This window comes from Variovorax sp. GW458-11-26-14-LB1, assembly GCF_059423965.1.
Map to the genome: position 1 here is coordinate 38,683 of NZ_JBWKYW010000014.1, position 19,815 is coordinate 58,497.

At 64.5% G+C, this 19,815-nt stretch carries 27 protein-coding genes and 1 tRNA gene; 4 read left to right on the plus strand and 24 right to left on the minus strand.

Annotation, left to right across the window (positions count from 1 at the left end):
• Positions 1–50: 50 nt before the first annotated feature.
• Together rplQ and AC07YS_RS11895 are read left to right on the plus strand one after the other, a co-directional pair.
• The gene (gene rplQ, locus AC07YS_RS11890) at positions 51–449 is read left to right on the plus strand and encodes a 50S ribosomal protein L17 (RefSeq protein ID WP_056576970.1); all 399 of its coding nucleotides are present in this window, start codon (positions 51–53) and stop codon (positions 447–449) included.
• Positions 450–467: 18 nt separating this feature from the next.
• A tRNA-Met gene (locus tag AC07YS_RS11895) sits at positions 468–544 on the plus strand.
• Here the strand turns inward: AC07YS_RS11895 and AC07YS_RS11900 are convergent.
• From AC07YS_RS11900 to AC07YS_RS11985, 18 genes are all read right to left on the minus strand, one after another.
• A complete protein-coding gene (locus AC07YS_RS11900; protein ID WP_495267997.1) occupies positions 501–2,099 on the minus strand; it encodes a recombinase family protein in 1,599 nt (532 codons plus the stop codon). The genes AC07YS_RS11895 and AC07YS_RS11900 overlap by 44 nt on opposite strands.
• A 144-nt stretch (positions 2,100–2,243) precedes the next feature.
• A complete protein-coding gene (locus tag AC07YS_RS11905; RefSeq protein ID WP_495267982.1) occupies positions 2,244–2,426 on the minus strand; it encodes a hypothetical protein in 183 nt (60 codons plus the stop codon).
• Entirely contained in the window at positions 2,423–2,584 is a 162-nt protein-coding gene (locus AC07YS_RS11910; RefSeq protein WP_495267981.1) for a hypothetical protein, read from the minus strand. Before AC07YS_RS11910 ends, AC07YS_RS11905 begins: the two co-directional genes overlap by 4 nt.
• A complete protein-coding gene (locus tag AC07YS_RS11915; protein WP_495267980.1) occupies positions 2,581–4,305 on the minus strand; it encodes a DNA cytosine methyltransferase in 1,725 nt (574 codons plus the stop codon). The genes AC07YS_RS11910 and AC07YS_RS11915 overlap by 4 nt, the downstream gene beginning before the upstream one ends.
• A 91-nt stretch (positions 4,306–4,396) precedes the next feature.
• The gene (locus AC07YS_RS11920; protein WP_492737344.1) at positions 4,397–4,876 is read right to left on the minus strand and encodes a hypothetical protein; all 480 of its coding nucleotides are present in this window, start codon (positions 4,874–4,876) and stop codon (positions 4,397–4,399) included.
• Positions 4,873–5,184, minus strand: coding sequence for a hypothetical protein (locus tag AC07YS_RS11925; RefSeq protein WP_492737342.1), 312 nt, complete (start codon positions 5,182–5,184; stop codon positions 4,873–4,875). The genes AC07YS_RS11920 and AC07YS_RS11925 overlap by 4 nt, the downstream gene beginning before the upstream one ends.
• A 3-nt stretch (positions 5,185–5,187) precedes the next feature.
• Positions 5,188–5,871, minus strand: a complete 684-nt coding sequence (locus AC07YS_RS11930) for a DUF4406 domain-containing protein (RefSeq protein WP_495267979.1) — start codon at positions 5,869–5,871, stop codon at positions 5,188–5,190.
• 29 nt (positions 5,872–5,900) lie between these two features.
• Positions 5,901–6,167, minus strand: a complete 267-nt coding sequence (locus AC07YS_RS11935; protein ID WP_495267978.1) for a hypothetical protein — start codon at positions 6,165–6,167, stop codon at positions 5,901–5,903.
• A gap of 238 nt (positions 6,168–6,405) precedes the next feature.
• Positions 6,406–6,579: a hypothetical protein gene (locus AC07YS_RS11940; protein ID WP_495267977.1), complete on the minus strand. Its 174-nt coding sequence runs from the start codon at positions 6,577–6,579 to the stop codon at positions 6,406–6,408.
• Complete coding sequence (locus tag AC07YS_RS11945) at positions 6,576–6,848, minus strand: hypothetical protein (protein WP_495267976.1); 273 nt, start codon at positions 6,846–6,848, stop codon at positions 6,576–6,578. Before AC07YS_RS11945 ends, AC07YS_RS11940 begins: the two co-directional genes overlap by 4 nt.
• On the minus strand, positions 6,845–7,120 hold the full coding sequence (locus tag AC07YS_RS11950) for a hypothetical protein (protein WP_495267975.1): 276 nt from the start codon (positions 7,118–7,120) through the stop codon (positions 6,845–6,847). Before AC07YS_RS11950 ends, AC07YS_RS11945 begins: the two co-directional genes overlap by 4 nt.
• Positions 7,121–7,147: 27 nt before the next feature.
• The gene (locus tag AC07YS_RS11955) at positions 7,148–9,229 is read right to left on the minus strand and encodes a replication endonuclease (RefSeq protein WP_495275712.1); all 2,082 of its coding nucleotides are present in this window, start codon (positions 9,227–9,229) and stop codon (positions 7,148–7,150) included.
• A gap of 55 nt (positions 9,230–9,284) precedes the next feature.
• Positions 9,285–9,647 carry a hypothetical protein gene (locus AC07YS_RS11960; protein ID WP_495267973.1) on the minus strand — a complete coding sequence of 121 codons (363 nt, stop codon included), beginning with the start codon at positions 9,645–9,647 and terminating at the stop codon, positions 9,285–9,287.
• A gap of 4 nt (positions 9,648–9,651) precedes the next feature.
• Positions 9,652–10,269 carry a hypothetical protein gene (locus AC07YS_RS11965; RefSeq protein WP_495267972.1) on the minus strand — a complete coding sequence of 206 codons (618 nt, stop codon included), beginning with the start codon at positions 10,267–10,269 and terminating at the stop codon, positions 9,652–9,654.
• Between the two features lie 110 nt (positions 10,270–10,379).
• Positions 10,380–10,727 (minus strand): Ogr/Delta-like zinc finger protein, encoded by a 348-nt coding sequence (locus tag AC07YS_RS11970; protein WP_495267971.1) that lies wholly within the window; start codon positions 10,725–10,727, stop codon positions 10,380–10,382.
• Positions 10,728–10,771: 44 nt separating this feature from the next.
• Positions 10,772–10,984, minus strand: coding sequence for a hypothetical protein (locus tag AC07YS_RS11975; protein ID WP_492737325.1), 213 nt, complete (start codon positions 10,982–10,984; stop codon positions 10,772–10,774).
• A 46-nt stretch (positions 10,985–11,030) separates the two neighbouring features.
• The gene (locus AC07YS_RS11980) at positions 11,031–11,240 is read right to left on the minus strand and encodes a hypothetical protein (RefSeq protein WP_447779391.1); all 210 of its coding nucleotides are present in this window, start codon (positions 11,238–11,240) and stop codon (positions 11,031–11,033) included.
• 44 nt (positions 11,241–11,284) lie between these two features.
• On the minus strand, positions 11,285–11,512 hold the full coding sequence (locus tag AC07YS_RS11985) for a hypothetical protein (protein ID WP_495267970.1): 228 nt from the start codon (positions 11,510–11,512) through the stop codon (positions 11,285–11,287).
• Positions 11,513–11,596: 84 nt separating this feature from the next.
• Here AC07YS_RS11985 and AC07YS_RS11990 point away from each other — a divergent pair, with 84 nt between their 5' ends.
• Positions 11,597–11,962 carry a helix-turn-helix domain-containing protein gene (locus AC07YS_RS11990; RefSeq protein ID WP_495267969.1) on the plus strand — a complete coding sequence of 122 codons (366 nt, stop codon included), beginning with the start codon at positions 11,597–11,599 and terminating at the stop codon, positions 11,960–11,962.
• A gap of 89 nt (positions 11,963–12,051) precedes the next feature.
• Positions 12,052–12,954, plus strand: coding sequence for a WYL domain-containing protein (locus AC07YS_RS11995; RefSeq protein WP_495267968.1), 903 nt, complete (start codon positions 12,052–12,054; stop codon positions 12,952–12,954).
• Between the two features lies 1 nt (position 12,955).
• On the opposite strand, the gene AC07YS_RS12000 is transcribed toward AC07YS_RS11995, so the two are convergent.
• From AC07YS_RS12000 to AC07YS_RS12025, 6 genes are all read right to left on the minus strand, one after another.
• Positions 12,956–14,620, minus strand: coding sequence for an AAA family ATPase (locus AC07YS_RS12000; protein ID WP_495267967.1), 1,665 nt, complete (start codon positions 14,618–14,620; stop codon positions 12,956–12,958).
• Positions 14,621–14,873: 253 nt separating this feature from the next.
• Positions 14,874–16,028 (minus strand): contractile injection system protein, VgrG/Pvc8 family, encoded by a 1,155-nt coding sequence (locus AC07YS_RS12005; RefSeq protein WP_495267966.1) that lies wholly within the window; start codon positions 16,026–16,028, stop codon positions 14,874–14,876.
• Between the two features lie 4 nt (positions 16,029–16,032).
• Entirely contained in the window at positions 16,033–16,518 is a 486-nt protein-coding gene (locus tag AC07YS_RS12010) for a phage tail protein (protein ID WP_495267965.1), read from the minus strand.
• Between the two features lie 8 nt (positions 16,519–16,526).
• Positions 16,527–19,190 carry a phage tail tape measure protein gene (locus tag AC07YS_RS12015; RefSeq protein WP_495267964.1) on the minus strand — a complete coding sequence of 888 codons (2,664 nt, stop codon included), beginning with the start codon at positions 19,188–19,190 and terminating at the stop codon, positions 16,527–16,529.
• Between the two features lie 21 nt (positions 19,191–19,211).
• On the minus strand, positions 19,212–19,337 hold the full coding sequence (locus AC07YS_RS12020) for a GpE family phage tail protein (RefSeq protein ID WP_447779378.1): 126 nt from the start codon (positions 19,335–19,337) through the stop codon (positions 19,212–19,214).
• 8 nt (positions 19,338–19,345) lie between these two features.
• Complete coding sequence (locus AC07YS_RS12025; RefSeq protein ID WP_495267963.1) at positions 19,346–19,777, minus strand: phage tail assembly protein; 432 nt, start codon at positions 19,775–19,777, stop codon at positions 19,346–19,348.
• Positions 19,778–19,815: the final 38 nt, after the last annotated feature.

The window sequence follows — 19,815 nt, forward strand, 5'->3', positions numbered from 1 at the left end:
GGACAGTACCTGACACGGCTGTCTGTTTTTATAAAGTAAAGGAAAGCACCATGCGTCACGGACACGGACTCCGCAAACTCAACCGCACCAGCTCGCACCGCCTCGCGATGCTGCAGAACATGATGAATTCGCTCATCGAGCACGAAGTCATCAAGACCACGGTCCCCAAGGCCAAGGAACTGCGCCGCGTCATCGAGCCGATGATCACCCTGGCCAAGAAGCCCACGCTCGCCAACAAGCGCCTGGCCTTCGACCGCCTGCGCAGCCGCGACAGCGTCGTCAAGCTCTTCGGCGAACTCGGCCCGCGTTTCGCCGCGCGTCCGGGCGGCTACACCCGCATCCTGAAGATGGGTTTCCGCGTGGGCGACAACGCGCCGATGGCGCTCGTCGAACTGGTCGACCGTGCTGAAATTAAAGATGCTGGCGCTGAGCAAAACGCCGCTGAATAAGCTATAATTTATACTTGCCGCGCGATGGAGCAGCCTGGTAGCTCGTTGGGCTCATAACCCAAAGGTCGCAAGTTCAAATCTTGCTCGCGCAACCAACATTGGAGACCCCGCTGATGCGACTGCTAATAGCAGTTGTTCAGCGGGGTTTTTCATTTGTGCCCAGCTTTCCCCAGTCTCTGGATCACGCCGCAGCGTGACCGGGCCGAGCAATTCAGCAATTACCGGACGGGCCGCGCTCACGGTATTTGCTTCACCGCTTAATGTCTCTTTTAAATTCATCACGAGCTGCCTGTAGCGTGATGCAATTTCGGTAGCACTGACCTGCAATTGCGGCGCTTGTTCAAGCGTTGCCTGAAGTGTTTTTCGCTCCAGCTCTGCCGCACGCAAGCGGTTGGCCAGTGCTTCGCTGGCACCCACGGTCACGATGGCATCCACGATGCGCTGGATCTCGCGGTCGAGATCGGCGCCGCGCCGGCGTGCGGCGGCCTGGGCACGTTCTTGCCCGCCGTCCAGCTCGGCCAGCAGCCTGCGCACTGTGGTCTGCACCTCGGCCAATGCGGCCGGGCTCAGCAAATCCTCTCTCAACTCCGCCAGCAGTCGGTTGTCGACGTCCGTGCGCCGCCATGTGGCCGCGTTTCGGCACGATGTTGGGCCTTTGTCCTTGTGCGCACTGCAGCCGTAGCGGCTCGCGTTGATCGCGATGATGGGACCACCACACGTATCGCAGCGCAGCAGGCCGCCGAACAAGGTGCCGTGCGGTCGACCGCGCGTCGGGTTGCCGCGCTTGAGTTCATGCGGGCGGGTCTGGCCCCAAAGCGTCGCGTCGATGATGCGCAGCTCCGGCGCTTCACGCACGAGCCATTCGTCGCGCGGCCGTGCAACTGGCAGGCGCTTGCCCGTGTCTGGATCTTTCAGCCACTGGCGGCGATTCCACACGAGCCGGCCGATGTACATCTCATTGTTCAGTAGGCCGTCTCCCATCTTCGCGTTGCCCACCAGCGCACTGGCGGCCCAGCCATTGCCGCGCGGGCTCGGCACGCCCTGCGCGTTTAAGGTGTAGACGATGCTGCGCAGCGTGGCGCCGGCGGCGACCTGCTCGTAGATCCACCGCACGTGCTTCGCCTGTTCTTCGTCGATCACGATTCGGTGCCCGCCTTCCACGGGCACGCTCGTGTAGCCGTAGGTGCGTCCGCCCGCGGCCATGCCCCGCTCGAATTGCCCCTGCAGTCCTCGGTGCGTCTTCTTGCGCAAGTCGTCGATGTACAACTCGTTCACGAGCCCGCGCGCGATACGCATGACCTTGCGCCCTGCTTGCTGCGTGTCGTACCCGTCGGCCGTTCCGATGATGCGGATGCCGCGGTGCTCCATGCGCTTGACGGTGCGCTCTTGCTCGGCCAGGTCGCGCGTGATGCGGTCGAGCCCTTCAACGATCAGCACGTCGAAGCGGTCGGCCAGCGCGTCGGCAAGCAGGGCCTTTCCGCCGGCGCGCAGGGCAACCGGCGTCGAGCCGCTGATTCCTTCGTCCGCATGCATCGCGGCGATGGGCCAGCCTTCTCGGGCCGCTCGCTCGCGACCAGCTCGCAGCTGGTCTTCGATGCTGTTCTGGCTCTGGTTGTCAGTGCTGTATCGGGCGTACAGGCAGGCTCTCATTGCGCTCTCTGGTGATGTCGTTGACGAGCTGGCGTGCCAGGATCTCGATGAGTCTTGAACACGCGCCCGTTCGGTCTGTTTCGGGGCGGATAGTAGCCGCGCCCGCCAGGCGGGGCGGCGGGCTTCCGTCAGCCGAACCGCGGCTCACTGGGTCGGCCCCTTCGGATCGAGCGTCACCGGTGGCAGGCCACGGATGTCGCGCAGTCGCTGAAAGTCAGATGCCATGAGCGCCTTCTCGGCCTCGACGCGCTGGTCGACGAACGCAGCTATGCGACGCATCGCGGCGCTGCATCGTCGGTTGAGGCTGAACACTGGGCGCGTCTTCATGGCAACCATCCCAAAGCGGCGAGGGCGCGTTCGATCACGAGATACCACGCCCAAAACGGAACCGTGACCGCGAACACGGTGGACCAGAAGCCCTTGGCGAGCACGGCCCCCGCCAGCCAAGCAATGCCCAGAATCCAGCTGGTGACGATCTCGCTCATTCGTGGCCTCGCGCCACGCTCAACGCGACCGCCACGTTGCGCACCCAGATCGGGGCGCTGCTCAGTGCGAATGTCTCGCCGCTCCACGCGAGCATGAGCGTGCGGCCCATCTCTTCGGCGATGGCAGTAGCAGCGGCCGGCGGCACAGCGTTGCCGATGCGCTCGCGCCATGCCTGATCGCTCAGGCCGTCCAACTCCAGCTGCTCTTCAGGGTCGACCAACGACTGCAGCGCCGCAAGCTCCAGCGTTGTGAACGGGCGGTGCCAGGTACCATCGAGCGCCTGGATGCGGCACAGCACCTTGTCGGCTGCGGCTGGGATGCGCGGGTCGGCAACACTCCACCGGCCGTTGTCGTGCCCAGCGGCAGCGCTGACAGCGCCAGCCGGCCCGGACCACGCCGTCACCCCATAGTGCCCAGCGGTCAGGTAGTTGTCTCCCTTGCCACGTTGCATGCCGCTGCGTGGATCGGCTACCGCGAACGCGCCTTGTCCCGTGGTGCTGCCGCTGATGACGGTGCCGGCAGCTTGTTCGTAGGCCGTCACTGCGTACTTTGCGAAAGCCTCGCCGGATTGCCTCGGATCTGCGACGCCCTGGCCGGTGCCGTGCGCGCTCGTGATCGCGAGGCTGGCGCGGTTCCACGGGACGATGCGGAATTCGTTGCTGTGCTTGGCCGGCCCGGTGTGGCGCGGATCGGCGATGCAGTAGGCCCCCTGGCCTGGGTTCTGCTGTCCGCCAATCGTCCCACTCGTGTCGCCCCAGCGCCGCACACCATAGGCTTGCCCGTCGGTCCACTTCGACGACTGTTCAAACCGCGGGTCAGCCGGCGCGAATGCAGCCGCCTGCATGGCGGGCTCGATCATGTAGTCGCGCAAGTGCCCGTCCTCGATCGCCAGCTTGTTCAAGCTGCGCCAGTCGCTTCCGGCCTCGACGAAAGCCAGCCGCACCCACGTCTTCCACTGCAGTGACGGCACACGATGCATCGGGCCTGCGCGCATGTCGCCGGGCAGCAGCATGCGGCCCAGCACATCGCCAACCGCACGCAGCTGCTTCTTCGCCGGCTCGTACAGGAACGGCGGCACCTTCTCGAGATGGCGGGCCACGAGCAGGAACCGCTTGCGACTCTGTGCAAGGCCGGCCAGCTCGCCGCAGTCGTGCGTTGTTTCGGCGACGGCATACCCGTAGGCGCGGAGCAAGTCGCCGATCTGGTCGAGCAGATGCCGGCCGCGGGTCGCGATGCGGGGCACGTTCTCGAAGAGCAGCATTTCGACCGGGTCGTGTTTGTAGGCTTCCAGCAGCAGCCAGATGCCGCGCAACGTCAGACGGTTGAGCGCCTGGTACTTGTCCGTCTTGCTCTTGCCCTCGGACAGCAGCCCGCTGAATCCCTTGCACGGTGCGGACAGAAAAACGATGTGCGGCCGTTCGTTGTGAAAGGCTGCGTGGATATCCGCCGGCGTGGCCTCGCGCCAGTCGGCCGCGGGCTCTGCACCGTGAAAGTCGCTGTACTGGCTTCGGTCGAACATGTCGAGCACGGTGCCGGCAACACCAGCCGCTCGCGTGAAGTCGCGAATGGCCGCGGGGTCGTTATCGATTCCGCCAACGCAGCGGAAGCGAGCGCGCTGGGTGCCGATGATTGGCCGCGCTGCATTGAAGCCCTTGGCGCCGCCGCCCAGGCCACAGAAGAGGTGGCCGTGTCGGATCTCGGTAGTCGTGGACATCAGCATGCTTTGTCCCTCCCGACCACGAGGATGCAGATCGTGCCGGCGCCGATGACGCCGCCGATTAGCAGGCCGGCGATGAAGAAGATCAGTTCACTCATGCGGTGACTCCTTTGGATTCGGTGGAATAGATCTCGGCGCCGGCCACGTCTGCGAGAGACGCGACGCCGTCGCGGATGCGGCCGGCGATGTAGTCGCCGCTGGGGATGAGGTCGAAGCCGATGCCGGCGTGTGCGATCAGCAGGTCTTTCGCTTCGGTGGCCGCGTCCGACAGCACGCCGGCCTGCGCCGCCTGCCAGGCGTTGTCGATGCTCAGCTGGACGACGGTGCGAAGCGCGGCATGCAGGCGCTTCGCCTGTGCCAGCCCTGGCGCGACAACGGCCGCGATCTCGGCGCCGATGCCGATGACCCAACCCAGGTGCGCGAGCAGATCGCGCGCCGGCTCGCCGTCGGCCGTCATGTAGATGGCGATGCTGACCGTGGTCATGTGGCTGGCCATCTGCGCTTTGGCGACGGCGGTAGCTACCGGATGACTGCGGCACAGCTCGCGCCGGTTGCGCACTTTCCCGCGGCTCACGACAGCAGCTCCTGCAGGTTGAGCACCGGCAGCGCGCCGAGCGCTTTCTCGACTCGGGCCGCCGCGGCCAAGTCGGCCGCATCGATGGTCCAGCCCGATGTCTTTCCAATCGCGTCAGCGATGGCGCCACGGTTCGTGCTGTCGAGCTGATGGCTCGCCCACACGAGCACATCGTTCGTAGTGCGCCCGTGCAGCTCGTGCGCCTTGCTGCAGGCGTACGTCGGACCGTGGCCAGGGCGGCCGGACTCGGCCAGCATCTTGACGATGTGTTGAGCGAGCGGGCAGAGCTTCAGAGTCTTCTTCGGCATGGCTCAGCCCTCCAAACGAGCGGCGGCGCGGATGGCCTCGATGCAACGACGGGCACCGAGGTACTGGTAACCGTGGGCCTGCGTGACCGCCGTGTGATAGCCGTGAGCGGCGAGGACAGATTTCAGCTGTGCCTGGTGGTAGCCGGCCACCTTCTCGCAGATGGCGAGCGCAGCTTCGTGGCTGACTTTTGTCACTGCCGCCGAAGCCCGGATTCCGCCCTCATCCTCTGCCTGGACGGCGTGGTTGAGGAACTGGCTCACGAAGTCGTCGACGCTTCCCGCGAAGCTGAAGTGCTCGGGCATGGCCTCGGCGCCTTCGGCCAGGGTGACAAGCAGGCCCAGGGCACGCCCGATGTGATGCTCCAGCGACGCCCCCTTGCTTCGCGACCAACCGGGCAGAAGATGGATGCGGTCGCACGTGACGAGCTGGGCGATGTCGGCGCGCATGCACGCGCTCCAGCCGGTGCTGGGGTCGATGTTGATCTCGGCGGGGTTGACGACTTCGAGGCCCACGCGGCGCAGCGCGCTGGCTTCCGCGCGAAACGCCGGAAAGTTGAGCTCAGCGTAGCCCGTCATTGGCCCTGCGATGTAGACGCGATGCAAAGCTGGAAGTGGCTGAGCGAACGTCATGTCATTGCCGTGCGCGAGGTCGACGCCGATGAAGTCGGGAGCAAGTTGGTTGGTCATGGGTTAGGGCGTGGTGAAAGGGTTGGTGGTCAGTCGTCGTCGCACTCGCCCGAGGCGGCGCGCTTTCTGTCGAAGAGGGGCAGCGCGGTGGCTGGCAGGCGCCGGGCGAAGAGCCGAGGCGCGCGAGCTGCCGCGAATCCGGCCGCGCTCGGATGGGCAACCGCAAGACGCACGAGCCGGCTGCGGCAGGCGTCCTGCATCACCGTCTCAAAGCTGTCCGTCCACCGGAAGCGGCGCGCCATGCGCTCGCACGCGTCGCGCAGCTGCTGGTCGGTGGGCTCGATCACGGACGGCATCGCGGCGCGGTCGCTCAGTGCCAGCCAGGCATGTCAAGGTGCCGCGCGTTCGGGCCGCAGCTGCCGTCCGTCGAGCGCGCGACGTCGAGCGCTTCCGGCCGGCCCGCCTGCCGTGCTGCAGGGCTGTCGCACAGCAGACGCTCTCCACAGGTGGTGGAGTGCGTGCAGAGCTGGCAGGCTCGGAAGGGCGTGATGAGCTGGTGCGTCCGTGGGCGGGAGGGCGTGTGCTGCGCGGCGCTCATCGCGTTGCCCATCCGGCGAAGACGGGCACCAGCAGCGCCAGCACGGCCAGCGCGCAGCCCAGCAGCGTGATGCGGTCGGCGATGCGCTTGCCGCGTGCCTTCTTCCTGGCCCGGTCCTCGAAGGACTTGACGGCCTGGATGTCGTGGTGGTTGAGGCGGTGCGCGTTCATTCGCCGTCGCCTTGCTGTGACAGCAGGTCGCGCCGATCTTGTTCGGCGATGTCCGCGATCACGGTCTGGACCTTTTCGTTGACGCGCTGCAGTGCCTGCTTGTGGGCGGCGCTTCCCCAGCCGATGGCTTTGGGATCGACACCACGCCCGAGGCTCCCGTTGTTGACGAGCCGCAGAACGCAATCAAGTTCGTCGGCGAAGGTGTCGATGTCCAGGCCGTTGCCGCCGCGGATCAACGCCACCGGCTGGCTTGTTCGAATTCCGCTCATGCCGCCCTCCGCTGCTGTTGGGCAACGATGCGCAGGACCGTCGACGGGAACATGTCGGCCTGCTGGATGGCCAGCGCGTCCGCGCGCCGCGGCTTGCGCCGGCCGGCGGCCTGACTCGCGAGCAGGCCGCGCACGCGCTCGATGGTGGCGCGCACGTCGGTGGCGCAGGCTGGCGAGTAGGGCGCGGTGATGTGCACCTTGTGCGCCAGTGGCGGCGCATAGGGCTTGTGCTGTGCGATCTGTACGACCGCGGCGGTGGTGGTGCGTGGCATGGTGGTGCGGCTCCGGTTGGTGGTGGATCAGTGGCCAGCTGCCGCGAGGGCGCGCAGGCGGGGGGCGGAAGCCTTGACGCGAGCGATCAAGGCGGCGAACTCGGGTGACGAGGCGTCATCGATGGCGCGGGGCGCCGGCGCTGCGGGCGCAACTGGGCGCACTTCGGCCTGGCGAATCAGTGCCGCGGCTGCGGCGATGCCCGCATCGGGCATGCGGAAGGTCGTGCGCTCGCCGTCGATGACGTGGATCTGCTCGTTCGGTGGCGCTGTCGGTGTTCGCCGCCCTGCTCGGGCGGGCCGGAATGGCTCCAGCGGCAGGATTTCTTCCGAATCGAAGGGCTTGGCCCACGGCCGATCACCCTGCATGAGCTGCCGCAGCGGCTCGCGCGTGAGGCGGGCCGTACAGTTATTGAAACGAGTCCAAGGGCGGCCCATCGCTTCGCGCTGGGCCTTGTCCTGCGCGGCTTCGCCGGCGCAGGAAGCCCACGACTGCCGACGGCTCACGAGCCAGTTTCCGGCCTTCGTTTCGACGCCCACCACGGTCTTGCGCGTGATGGTTTCGTCATAGACGTTCTTGCAGCCTTCGTTGACCCGCACGGCGGTGCGAAGCATCCACTCGCGGCGCTTGCGGCACATGCCGCCCTGGGCACCCACGTACCGCTCCCACGATGCCTGCAGGTCGCCGTGCTTGTGGCATGCCCACCATGCCTTCACGGCGGCGGCGTCACCGAAGTCGAGGCGCAGCTGTGCGCGGTCGATCTGGTCTTTCGTGACACGGCGCATTTCGCGCCACACCGTCACGCTCGGCTGTCCGATGGCTTGGAACTGCCGGATGCCCCAGGTGCTGGCCCAGGCATCCACGCGCTGCCAGCCCTTGAACTCGCGCGTGTCCATGACGTGCTCGAAGCCGTCGATGGTGTCGGTGTGCTGGCCGACGCCGGCATCGCCGCCATCCTCCGCGCCGATGTTCTTGGCCACGTACTTGGCGACATAACCAGCGGCGCCACCGCGCGTCATGGCGATGAACTTGCACCGGTTGCGCACGGCGCCCGGCTCGTCGCCCGCATCGCTGAGCCAGTAGCCGCTGATGATCTCTTTCGCCAGCTGGGCCTGCTCGGGCGTGGTGAACCACAGCAGCGCGTGCCAGTGCGGGCATCCGTCGTGGTGCGGCTCTGCCACGCGGAAGCCATAAGCCGCCACGCCCTTGCGTGCCATTTTGGCGCGGGCCTTGGCCCACATGCGGCACAGCCACTGCTGTGCATCGCGCGGGGAGTCGCCTTCGTACTTGTTGTTGCGCGACGGCTTGGACCAACGCGACTTCCCGCCCGACAGCACCGCATGGAACCGGCTCGGGCAGGTAAGCGTGAGGAACAGCCCGTGATGCCCGTTGGCGTCGGCGAATTCCTCGCAGCCGCGAATGCGCGTCATCAGCTCGCCGCGGCGGATGTCACGATTGCTTGGCGAGAGCGCGGCCAGCTCGGACAGGCTGTAGACCTGGCCGGCTTCGTTGCGCATCTTCACGCGCTTCAGCAAATCGGCATTGCGCTTGTTTTGGTCGAAGCGCCGGCGGCATGCTTCGTCGCTGGCATAGCCACCGTTCTTGTGGTGCACCACGCCCAGCTTGATGGCCGCATGCTCAACCGTGCGCGCCACCTTCTTGCGTAAGGCGCGGCGCCACCATTGCTCATTCACCGCGCGCGCGATCAGCCCCTCGGGCGTCGTTGCAACCGGCTTTTCCACACCGATGCGCTCGCAGTAGTCGAGCACGATGTCGAGCCTGTCCTGCTTGCTCATCGGCAACGCGTGGCCGTTGAGCATGTCGTCGAGCGCATTGGCGCAGCGCCGCGCACGCGCACACACCTCGCCGTCTCCCACCGTCCAGTGCAGGATGTCCTGGTGCTCGTGCTCGAAGGCACGCATGGCATCGACGCGCCCCAGGTTCCAGCTGACCCAGTCCGCACCCATGGCCTTCACCGAGGGCTTGAGCGGCATGATCACGTCGAACGCAGGCACCCACTGCGGCGGCAGTTCCTTGCGCAAGCGCGCATCCATTCGGCGGGCGACCTTCACGACGTGCTGGTCGTTCGGAAGGCTGGAGCGAAGCCGCATCCAGAAGACTGGATCGGGGGTGGCAGGGCGTGCGGTGACGAGACGCATGGGGTGCCTACAGCGTCAAAACGCTGAGCGCATCAAGGTCGCGAATCCACGCGCGCAGCGTTGCGCGGATCGCGCTCCGCTCGGCATCGGGGAACTCGCGCCAGCCTCGCCGCAACGCGTCATCCGGGTCGGCCATGCCGGCCTCGGTGAGCACGAAGAAGCGCAGCATGAGCGGCAGAGCCCGCCATTCGTCCTCTTCCAGCAGCGCGCGCCGCTGGCCGAAAGCGATGACGACGCACTCTTCGCGCAGCTTCGCGAGCTTGGCCGCGTGGCGGGCATAGAACGGGTTCGGTTTGCCATCGGGAATGGGCGGTGGTGGCTTGGCCTGGCCGTGGAACTCGTGGTGTTCGGGCGTCTCGGCGCAGTCCATGCCATCAGGAAGCGCATGCGGTGCGAGCGGCGCCCGCGTTGGCAGCGTTCAGCGGCGTGCCGGTATCTGTTGCGGGGTGGCGGCCCTGCGTGGCGGCCGTGATGTGGCCGGCCTCGATCGCATCGACGACCCACTGCCGCATGCAGCTGGTTTCGACCGCGCGCTGTCCGTGCATGAAGATGACGCGGTCGCGGGAAATCTCCGAACCGTCTGCATGGACGTCGACCACGCGCCAACCGGCGGCCAGCAGCGCATTGGCGACCGCGTTCTGTGTCTTGGGGTCGCGCCAGCTCGAAAAGGTGTCGCCGGCCCTCAGCACGACGGCGTTGACACGGCGCCCATAGCGGCCGAGACGGTGGCTCGCGTAGCCCAGGCGCACTTCGGTGACGTCGAGATAGGCACCGTCGGCGCGGGCGGCGCGCACGATGGGGTCGAGCGCGGCCAGCTTGTCGGCCACGCGCCGGATGTCCGCCAGCCGGGCGGCGTGTCGCTCGTGCTCCTGCAGCAGCACGCGATCCAGCAGCGGCAGGCGCTCTGCCTCTTCGCGTGTAACTTTCGCCAGCTTGGGAACGTCGATGCGTTGCACAGGCTTGTCGGTGAAGCGGCGGGCGGTGAGGGACATGACTTCGGCTCCTGTGACGGAAAAAAGGCGTGAGAAGGGCCGCACGCCTTGAAAAAGGCGCGTGGCAGTGAGTCGGGGAGGGCGGTGCGCCGGCGGGCGCGGGGACTAGATCAGTCCGGCGGGGCGGCGGGCATGGCGCTGCTGACGCCCCAATCGCTCACGGGCGTGTGCAGATTCGCGAGATAGGAGGCTTCGTCGTCGGCGACGTTGCCTTCGTCTGCCAGCTGCAGGGCAAGCTGGCCGCGGCGGATGTGCCGCGAAAGCGGCAGCGAAACGTCTGCCGCAGGGATGCTGGAGAGCACCAGCACGCGCTGAAATTCCAGCGTGGCGACACCGGTGAAACCGCATTGCCAGTTGCGGCAGCGGTAGGTGATCTCGCGCATGGTCTTGCTCATCGCGCGGCTGTCGCATGCCACGCAGCGCGTGCCGCAGTGCGGGCACTCGATGGTGATGCGCATGTAGCGGTTGCTGGCGTCAGCCGCCTGCTCGTGTTGGCACGCGTTCATTGCGGCTTTCCTCCTGATGTGACCAAACGCGGCCCGCGGCGGCGGCCGGTGACGTGCTCCACGCCCTTGCGCAAACGCACCTTGGCAAGCCACACCACCACGTCTTCGACGCTGTCCAGTCCCTGCGCCCGGCGCACCCGTTCGAACACTGCGTGCTCGGCGTCGGTCAGGTTGATCTGGTGGAAGCACGTCATCTTTTCGTCAGACATTCGGCGGGGCTAAGGCTGGCTGCAAGCCGCTTTTGAGCGACTGGCTTTAAACCGCGGTGCGGGGCAGACTGCCGTCGGCCAAAGGCTCACGGCTGACGCCGAGCAGCTCTTCGGCCTGGCGCAGGGCCAGCTCGCGGATCAACGTCGTGGGCTGCTCGCCCAGGTAGTCGGCCAGGGCGCGCAGCAGCTTTTCCTCATAGTCGTCGAAACGCACGGTGAGGCGGTTGTCGCGGATGCGCTTGGGATCGGGGTACATCGTCGAAAGTCCTTCGGGCAAAGGAGGGGTCAGGTGATGGGGATTCAGGTCGAGGCGCGGCCGGCGTTGGACAGCTCGGCTTCATATTGCGCGAGGCCCTTGAGGTACACGCGGCGCGCGAAGTTGCCGAGTGATCGACCTTCGCTGGCGGCGTACTGCAGGGTGCGTTCTTTCTCGGCTGGTGCCAGCCGCATCGCGATGGGCGCTTCGTTGACGATGCGAATCTCCGGGGGTAGCTCCGGACGACCACGGCGGCGGGCAGGGTGGGCCATGCGATTAATATCCGAACGGGTTAATTTGTGTGTGCGGCGGACTTTATCACTCGATTGGATGAAGTTCAACAGGTATTTATCCAAATGAGTGATTTTCCTTCTCGGCTCAGAGAGGAACGCAAGCGCCTTGGGTTGTCCCAGGAGGATCTGGCAACGGTGGGCGGCGTGAAGCTGAACGCTCAGTCCAATTACGAGAACGGCAAGCGCGCGCCCGATGCGGACTACCTCTCTCGTGTTGGAACGTGCGGCGTGGATGTCGGTTTTCTTTTCACGGGCGTGCGCACGTCTGCGGCCGATGTGCCCCCAGAAGGCAGCGTGGTGCGGACGGTGACGCACGAGGAAGCCGCGCTTTTGGACAACTACGAAGCAGCAGACGAACGTGGGCGTGCCGCCGCGCGCAGCGTTCTTGATGCGCTCGCGCAACCGCAGCCGAAAAGGGCCAACGGGTAGTTGGGGGTGGGCAGTCGCAACGCTCGCGCGTTGGGTGCTGATAGCGATGAGGGACGCCGCGACCGACGCGGCGGAGTAGGGTCTACCGAATGCAAACCGCTTGGGTGCTGACGTTCTTGGTCGTGACGGTCGCAGGTTGCACCTGGGGTTGGCGTCGCACCCGTGCAGCGCTTTTGCGGCGCGGTTGGCGTTCCCTGCCGGCCCATTGCCTTGCCGCCGCATCAGGCATCTTCGTCGCAGTGCTTGCGTTGCTGGTGTTGGCCATGGTTGCCGCCCCAGGAATAGCGCTCATTGGCCGGCTTGTGTTTCTGTTTGCCTGCCTGCTGGTGCTCTTCGGGCTTTGGCGCGTGACGACCGACGATTTCCTGACGGGCGGCACGAAGAAACCAGCGGCGCCGGAAGTCGTCGGCAAAGCAGACGCTGCGCCTCAGCCTCGGACAGTCGCATCGCAGCAGCAGACCGACGAGCATCCCGCCGAGAACACCTTCGCATTCACATATCGAAAGTCGGACGGTACAGAGAGTCGCCGAACCGTTCGGGTCGAGCATCACGGCTTTGAAGGTCACAGCGAGTACGTCGAAGGTCATTGCAGCGTGGCGCGTGCGTTGCGAACCTTCCGCTTGGACAGAATTCAGGGGTCTGTGACGATCATGGCTACTGGTGAGCTGATTTCTCCAGCAGAGATGTATCGACGCCTTGGTCGCCCGGCGTTGTCGCTTGAAGTCAGCAGCTTTGTTGCCGAACAAGCAGAAGCAGGCCGTGTGCGTCGGCCTGGTTGGCAGACTGCGGTTTTCTTCGCAGGCTTCGGCGCGAACCAGTTTGCCGAACTCGCTGAATTGGCTGAAGCTGCAGACATGGATGTCCGCTTCAGGATCAGTCGCACGGTGGACTACGTGGTGACCGGAAATCTGGCAGGCCGGCAGCAGCTTGCGCAGGCCGAGGCGCATGGCATCGCCGTCATCGATGAAGGCAAATTCAGAGGCATGGTCTGACTCAAGCCATTCGGCCGATCAGCTCTTTGAGCTTGACTGCAATTGGCTCAAACCAAGAGAAATCCTCGTGGACGCCTCTGGCGCAAATAAATTCAACAAAATCTGTCTTCTTATCTGGATCGAATTTTTTAATTGCTTCTCCCTTTTTTTCATTCCACCTGTCAATCAAAAATCCCTCCAAAAGCTTAGGGTCGAAACAATTTTCTATGCCTCGCGAAACGTATATGTTGTTGCGATTTTCGGGAAGAATAATCCAGTGTGTGTCCCCCCGTTCAGGAGGAACCTCGGGTTTCACCTCCGGGTCCATCAGACACACCACTTGGGATGATTTGTGCGGAATTCTGGCAAAGAAATTGAATAGCGTGCCAATTTGGCCCGTTCCAGTATGCCCATCCATTCCTCGCAAGATACCAACCTCCTTTTCGAGACCAAAATAAACCAATGCTTTTGAAATCAAAGCATTGTTCTTCCCCTCGGTGATGATCGAAACCTTGTAGCTTGCTGCCTCATCAAATATTGTTAGGCCTTGCTCCAAAGTGGCAAAACCCTCCGTCAGCAATGACACCGCTGCACTGCGTTCTATTTTCCTTATTCGATCAGGTCCTGAGGGCAGCATCTGATACAAGGAAATTTCTGGCGCTATAGCAACCGTGGTTGGAGAGTGAGTCACCAATATCACTTTGGTCCCACGAGGAATAAGGACATCCTCGATCACGCGAATAAGCCCACTAACCATCGATGGATGCAGAGAACTATCCACCTCGTCAAGCAGTACGAGCTTAGGAAATTTTCCCCCAGTTTTTCCCTTGTACAAGATGCCTGCCAAGGCCAGCATCGTCTTCTCGCCAGAAGAAAGCGATGAAAACTTGATTTCAATCTTTGGATTATCTTTGTGGGTCAGCTTTAACTCAAATCGTCCAAATGGGTCCACGCCTTCGGGAGAGCTGGCTTTGTATTTAATTCCGCCGAATCCCTCAATAATGGAATTCAGCAAATCCCATGGCTTTGGCCCGTGTATATTCTCAAACTGATCCGGCGGCAAATAGTCGACCGTTTGTGGCAACCCATTGGCGGCATGGAAACCTGCCATGTCATTTCTAAACTGCTTTAGGTAATAGTCCCACATCATCAACGAAAGACGATTTGGCAATGTCACGGAATTTGCACCATGAGTTGGCCAATATGTGTAAAAGTCCTGCTCAGTCACACAGTCCGGGCTACATGGAATAAATTGCAGAAACTCCAGAAATTCTGCCCGCCTTGTCAATCGAGTGAATGACTCCTCTTCATGGAGTACCTTGGCCAAATCTACTTGGCCGGAATTCCACAAGTACTCTGCATACGACCCTCTGGATTGCCTCAATTTTTTTTCAATCTCTGGGTAATCGTCTCCCAGGTTTTGCCTCAATTTCAAAATTCTTGGAAACCTGCCCTCGGTCTCCCTCCACTCCGCGTACATACCGGCTCTCTCTTCGGCGAGTTGCGTACCCTGCTGCGGATGCTCGTCATTCAGTAAGAACTGTTCCTGCAGAATGTGCGCAATAGAACTAGGTTCGATATCTTCGACCACGGCGTTCTGTGTCGCAGTCATTGCCTGCAGAAGCTGCGATTTCCCGCTCCCATTCACTCCAGTAAGAACTGTGAATTCAGGAAAATCAAAGTTCATCCCTTTCTCAAGAGACAAATAGTTCGCAACAATTTCTACGCGCATAAATAAGAATAAATGTGAAGAGATAGGGGCGCACTTTTTTCTCACTGCGCGCGCTGGATTTAAACACCCACAGCCCAGCAAAAAAAGCCCCTGCGGCCGAAGCGGCAGGGGCTCTTGTTCACGACGGCGCAGTCGCCTGTACCAGCTCAGCGAACGCCGCTTCGGTGCCGAAGTCTTACCGTCCCGGGCTTGAGCGCGATCTTTCTCTTCACTCCTCCCCCGCGCCTTCCTGCCCTTCGACGCCTTCAGCCTGTTCGGTCTCGAGCGTGAGCTGACTGACGTAGCCGCCGCCGTCGAGCGTGTGCCGCACGCGGGCAACGATCCACGGCGTCTCATCGATCTGCCGCTTGTAGCCCGCCACGCGCGCGGGGCGCTGCGGCGTGATGTCGGCGCGGCCGTAGGCGAGGGTGATCTCGAAGTCGAAGATCCCGCGCTGGATGCGCAGCCATTCGGCCCGCGCAGCCGCCAAGGCGTCCGCTTCGCTCGCGAAGGTGGTGCGCAGTTCCTTCGCTCGGCCGCTGATGCCTGCAACGACGGCGCTGCGGGTCCCGGTCTTGATGTTGGTGTACATCGCGCGCACGCCGCTGTATGCGTCCCGGTCGGCGCGGCTCCAGCGGTGTTGATCGCCGTCCTGCCGCGTGATGACCACGGGCGCGAGCACCTTGCCGCTTGCCGTGCGCGCAGCGCGCGCCTGGCTGAAGAGCAGTTTGCCGCCCTTCACGGTGCAGAGGCAGTCGTAGGTCTGCGCGAGGCGGCGCAGAAATGAGGCGTCAGACTCACTGAGCTGGTCGGCGTGCTTGACCTTGCGCGCCCCCACGGCCTTGTCGACGACGGTTTCGATCCCATTGCGCTTGGCCACGCTGCTGACGATGGCGCCGACCGTGGTGTCGTGCCAGGACTGGTCGCGCAATCCGCGCAAGGTGTCGAGCAGGTTGGCCGCCCTGGCGCGGATGGTGATGGTGTCGGGCGTGCCGGCGTACTCCACTGCCTGCACGGTGTACCGGCCTTTGTCGATCAACCCAACCGGAAAGCCCATGTCTTCGGTGGTGAACTGGCGATACGGCGCCGCGGCAGGCTCTGCGCGCCATCCGATGGCGACTTCTACCGTGTCGCCGGTGGCCGGCAGCTCGACGGCGCCGTCGTGGTCGCTGACGACGAGTTCGATCTCGTCGGCATCGTTGGCCCGGTCATCGGTGATGGTCAGGCTGACGAAGCGCGGCTGGATGCGCTCCGACACGTTGGAGCCGTTGACCGTGATGCGCCAGATCGGCGTGAGGTGCGCGGCGGGGCGCCGGCCGTAGTTGCTGGCGCCGCTGACGGTGACGGTGGGCAGCGTGCCGGCGATGGTGTCGACGTCGGACATTCGCTCAGTCGCCGCTCACGCCCAGCGCCTGGCCGAGCGTGCCGCTCGCGTCCTGCAGGATGGCGCCCAGGTCGCCCATGGCGTCGGAGATCAGCTGCTGTGCGACTTCCTTCTCGTCTTGGTCCACGCGCTGCAGCGTGACGCTGAACTCGATGCGGCGCGCCTCGCCGTTGGAATGGAAGAGCGTGCGGGTTTCCTGCAGCTCGGTGATGACGAACGCACCGTAGATGGTGCCGGTGCCTTCGACCAGCACCCAGGCCGCGCCCTGGTCGGCCATGAGGCGCAGCACCGTGAGGCTGGCGGGCATGCCTGCGAATTCGGGAATCACCACGCCATTGAGCGTGATGATGTCGTCGCCCGGCCCCAGGTACTGCATGGCGTTGCGGGCACCGACGAGCGCCTGCGACGCGTGCTTCCAGCTGCTGCGGCGCTGCAGCTCCTGATAGCTCAAGGTATCGAGGGTGAAGACGAAGAGGCCGAGGCACAGCATGGCAGCGATCAGTTGTCGTAGTCGATGAAGGAACCGCGCATGCGGGCCCGCTTGTCGGCATCGCGCCTGTCCAGCTCTGCGCGGATAGCTCGGGCGAGGGCTGGCGCATCGGCGCCGGGCGCCGCGGTGATGTGGATGGTGATGGTGTCGCCCTGCACCACCACGCCGGCGCCCGCACGACCAGAAGCGGAGGCGGAAAGGGGCGGGCGGCTGTCGAAGCTGCCGGCCGCGAGCGGAAAGTCGCCGGCCATCGCAGGCATGGCCCCGGCTGCGGCACCGGCGAGGCCGAGCGCCGCGGCCCGAAGCATCGGACGGCTGCGGTCGATGCCGATGGCTGCTCCCTCGACGATGTTGTCGCCGGCTTCCATGAACACGCGCGACGGGCTGCGGATGCCGAGCTTTTCCTTGAACCAGTTGACCGTGGATTCGGCCGCGCCGCTGATGGCCTCGCGCACCACGCTGAGCGCGGTGGTGATGCCGTTGACCATGCCTTGCATCATCTGCCCGCCGAAGGTCGTGAACTTCGCAGGCAGCTCGACGCCGAACCACTGCATCACGGCAGCGAAGGCCCGATAAAAGAGCCCGATGGGCGACCAGTTGAGGATCGCCGCGCTCACGGTCGCCAGTGCGGCGGGAATCGATCCCCCAAGGTATTGCCAGAACGACGAGAAGGCGGTCTTGACACGGTCCCATAGCCCGATGAAAAACCCGCTGATCGGCCCCCAGAACTTGTAGATCAGAAACGCTGCAGCGGCGATGCCTGTCACCGCGAGGCCGATGGGATTCATCAGCAGCGCGCGACCGAGCCACATTACTGCCGACGCCGCGAATCCGAGCGTGCGCGTGAGCAGCCCAAGCACGGGCGACAGCACGGCCGCCTTGATGCCGAACAGGCCGAGGCCGTAGCGCACCACGGCGAAAGGACCGAGCAGCGCAGCAGCGCCCAAGCTGAGCGCGCCGAAGCCCGCGGCTAGCAGACCAACCCACAGCACGGCCTTGCCAATGAAGGAGGCAAGCATGGGGTTCTCGCGCGCGAAGTTGCTGACGCCCTGCATGGCACTGGTCACCGTCTCAAGCAGACTTAGATAGGTGGGCAGGATCGCCTGCCCCGCTTCCTTCATGGCGTCGTGGTAACGAGCCATGGTTTCCACCTCGCGACCGCTGAGCGCGTTGCGCGCGCTGGCGTCGAGCTGATCGATGCCAAACGCGCCGGCGTTGAGCTTGGCGTTCTTGTGGATCTGCTCGCGCATCTGGAACATCATCCCGAACAGACCCGAGGCCGTGCGGTTGCTGAAGATGCCGCCGATGGCGTCGAGAACCTGCTTCTCGCCGGTGATGCCTTTCTCTGCCAGCGTGGGCAGTAGCACCTTTTCCATCCATTCGAATTGGCTCTTCTGGAATAGCTCCGCGCCCTTGATCGCACCGACGCCGAGCTGCGCGATCTGGCCGGCCTTGTCGTGCGTGACCTTGGACGGGTCGGCGATCAGGCCGAGTGATTCCATCATGTTGGCCGCCCGCTTCGTCGTCTTGCCCTGGTACACGTTCTGGTAGGCCGACATCGTCGCCGTGCCCACGCGGTTGCCGCCCATCGCCTGCACCAGCGGCTCCAGCTGGTAGTACATGGCATCGTCGCGCAGGCCGCGCGCGGCCAGGCCGCCGGTCTTGAGGAAGTCGAGCCACTGCGTTGAGTCCACGCGTCCACCGGTGGCCGTGATGACGCGCTGGACCATGTCGGCCTGCTTGATGAAGTCGGCTTCGCTGTTCAGGCCGTTGCGCGCCTCGATGACCTTCAGCATGTCCATGAACTTGGCTTCGTTCTCCTGCCCGTTCTCGGCGCCGAAGACGGCCTTGTTGGCGAATTTCATCTTGGCCAGCGTCGGCATGACCATCTCGGCGTGGTGCACGTCAGCAAAGGCGGTCGTGGCGTCCAGCATCAACCCCATGTTGTCATTCATGCTGGTGCCGAAGGTCTTCATTCGCTTGGCGTACTCGATGGCCTTGGCCGTGTCTTCCGGCTTCAGACCGAGCGCCGCAATCCGCGTCGTGCTGGTGTCGAACTCGCGGATCTGATTCAGCGGCTCGGTAACGGCGCGGCGCACGCCGTAGCCCGTGGCCAAGCCGCTGGCGCCCGCCATGGCCAGATGGCCAGCCGTGGCGCGTGTGTTGTTGAAGCCCTGGCGTAGCTGCGCCTTGCGCGCGCTGACATTGGCCAGGGCTTCGAGCCGCGCCTTCTGCTGCGCGATGCTGGTGTTGGTCGACGTGATCTCGCTGCGCAGCCGGCTCTGATCGGCCGTGAGGTTCTGGATGCCGCTGGCGGTGGCTGCGGTGCGCAGCTGGATCAGTGAGCGCCGTTGCTTGTCATAAGAGGCGGTGGCCTTGTCGACCTGCGCCTGCAGCGCTCGCGCCTGGTCGCTGTTGGCGCCGTAGGTGCGCGTGACGCTATCGAGGTTGGTGCGCAGCACCTTCAAGGCGTTGCCCTGGCTGGCCAGCTCGGCCTGGTGCTTGCGCAGACCCGTGACCTGTGCAGCCTGGGCGTTCAGCATCTTGAGCGCGTCGCGCGCCTGCTTCAGCCCGGCCGCCGCGGCGCGGCTCTGCTGGTCGAGCGGCTTGAGTTCCGCAGCCGCCTTGGCGGCCCCGGCCAGGATGAGCTTGAGGGTGAGCGGGGATGCCATGGCGGTGGTGATGCGTGTGTGTCAGTCGTCGTGCTTGCTCGGGGCGTAGCGGCGGCGGGCGCCCTCGCGCCGATCCATCAGCTCGGCCAGGCTCATGCTTTCCATGTCGACCGGCCGCCAGTGGAAGACGAACGCCAGGTCATCCATGGCGTCTTCTACGTGGTCGACAAGACCGCGTCCCGTACTGCTTTCTTCAGCAAAAAACTGATGACCACGCCCCCGGCTTCGGAAAGGTCGGCCGGGTCGAGCTGCGCGCATTCGTGCGGCGTCAGGCTGGGCAGCGTGATGCGCGGCAGCAGCTTGAGCAGTTCATCGGCGTCGGCCTGGTGCAAGCGCTGCAGCGACAGGCCGCGCAGCTCGCCCGCGTTCGGCTTGCGCAGGGTGATCTCGGCGATGGTGGTGCTCCCTCGCTGGATCGGCACGTCAAGCGTGATGGTGTTGGGGACGATGGCGGCCGGCGCGGGGGGCGCCGCGACGGGGATCGTTTGCATGTGCGCGCCGGCGCCAGGGACGCTGACGTCATGGTGGTGGTCGTTGCGGCCGAGATCGTGGCTGCCGGCGTCGGCGGTCTGGTGGGCGTGGTTCATGGTGGAGTCTCAGAGGGTGGGAGGTTGGGCGGCGGGCG

Bases quoted from the DNA above. Each gene is read 5' to 3' on its own strand.
- rplQ (WP_056576970.1), top strand. From the start codon at position 51: ATGCGTCACGGACACGGACTCCGCAAACTCAACCGCACCAGCTCGCAC.
- AC07YS_RS11900 (WP_495267997.1), bottom strand. From the start codon at position 2,099: ATGAGAGCCTGCCTGTACGCCCGATACAGCACTGACAACCAGAGCCAG.
- AC07YS_RS11905 (WP_495267982.1), bottom strand. From the start codon at position 2,426: ATGAAGACGCGCCCAGTGTTCAGCCTCAACCGACGATGCAGCGCCGCG.
- AC07YS_RS11910 (WP_495267981.1), bottom strand. From the start codon at position 2,584: ATGAGCGAGATCGTCACCAGCTGGATTCTGGGCATTGCTTGGCTGGCG.
- AC07YS_RS11915 (WP_495267980.1), bottom strand. From the start codon at position 4,305: ATGCTGATGTCCACGACTACCGAGATCCGACACGGCCACCTCTTCTGT.
- AC07YS_RS11925 (WP_492737342.1), bottom strand. From the start codon at position 5,184: ATGCCGAAGAAGACTCTGAAGCTCTGCCCGCTCGCTCAACACATCGTC.
- AC07YS_RS11930 (WP_495267979.1), bottom strand. From the start codon at position 5,871: ATGACCAACCAACTTGCTCCCGACTTCATCGGCGTCGACCTCGCGCAC.
- AC07YS_RS11935 (WP_495267978.1), bottom strand. From the start codon at position 6,167: ATGCCGTCCGTGATCGAGCCCACCGACCAGCAGCTGCGCGACGCGTGC.
- AC07YS_RS11940 (WP_495267977.1), bottom strand. From the start codon at position 6,579: ATGAACGCGCACCGCCTCAACCACCACGACATCCAGGCCGTCAAGTCC.
- AC07YS_RS11945 (WP_495267976.1), bottom strand. From the start codon at position 6,848: ATGAGCGGAATTCGAACAAGCCAGCCGGTGGCGTTGATCCGCGGCGGC.
- AC07YS_RS11950 (WP_495267975.1), bottom strand. From the start codon at position 7,120: ATGCCACGCACCACCACCGCCGCGGTCGTACAGATCGCACAGCACAAG.
- AC07YS_RS11955 (WP_495275712.1), bottom strand. From the start codon at position 9,229: ATGCGGCTTCGCTCCAGCCTTCCGAACGACCAGCACGTCGTGAAGGTC.
- AC07YS_RS11960 (WP_495267973.1), bottom strand. From the start codon at position 9,647: ATGGACTGCGCCGAGACGCCCGAACACCACGAGTTCCACGGCCAGGCC.
- AC07YS_RS11965 (WP_495267972.1), bottom strand. From the start codon at position 10,269: ATGTCCCTCACCGCCCGCCGCTTCACCGACAAGCCTGTGCAACGCATC.
- AC07YS_RS11970 (WP_495267971.1), bottom strand. From the start codon at position 10,727: ATGCGCATCACCATCGAGTGCCCGCACTGCGGCACGCGCTGCGTGGCA.
- AC07YS_RS11975 (WP_492737325.1), bottom strand. From the start codon at position 10,984: ATGTCTGACGAAAAGATGACGTGCTTCCACCAGATCAACCTGACCGAC.
- AC07YS_RS11980 (WP_447779391.1), bottom strand. From the start codon at position 11,240: ATGTACCCCGATCCCAAGCGCATCCGCGACAACCGCCTCACCGTGCGT.
- AC07YS_RS11985 (WP_495267970.1), bottom strand. From the start codon at position 11,512: ATGGCCCACCCTGCCCGCCGCCGTGGTCGTCCGGAGCTACCCCCGGAG.
- AC07YS_RS11990 (WP_495267969.1), top strand. From the start codon at position 11,597: ATGAGTGATTTTCCTTCTCGGCTCAGAGAGGAACGCAAGCGCCTTGGG.
- AC07YS_RS11995 (WP_495267968.1), top strand. From the start codon at position 12,052: ATGCAAACCGCTTGGGTGCTGACGTTCTTGGTCGTGACGGTCGCAGGT.
- AC07YS_RS12000 (WP_495267967.1), bottom strand. From the start codon at position 14,620: ATGAACTTTGATTTTCCTGAATTCACAGTTCTTACTGGAGTGAATGGG.
- AC07YS_RS12005 (WP_495267966.1), bottom strand. From the start codon at position 16,028: ATGTCCGACGTCGACACCATCGCCGGCACGCTGCCCACCGTCACCGTC.
- AC07YS_RS12010 (WP_495267965.1), bottom strand. From the start codon at position 16,518: ATGCTGTGCCTCGGCCTCTTCGTCTTCACCCTCGATACCTTGAGCTAT.
- AC07YS_RS12015 (WP_495267964.1), bottom strand. From the start codon at position 19,190: ATGGCATCCCCGCTCACCCTCAAGCTCATCCTGGCCGGGGCCGCCAAG.
- AC07YS_RS12020 (WP_447779378.1), bottom strand. From the start codon at position 19,337: ATGGATGACCTGGCGTTCGTCTTCCACTGGCGGCCGGTCGACATGGAA.
- AC07YS_RS12025 (WP_495267963.1), bottom strand. From the start codon at position 19,777: ATGAACCACGCCCACCAGACCGCCGACGCCGGCAGCCACGATCTCGGC.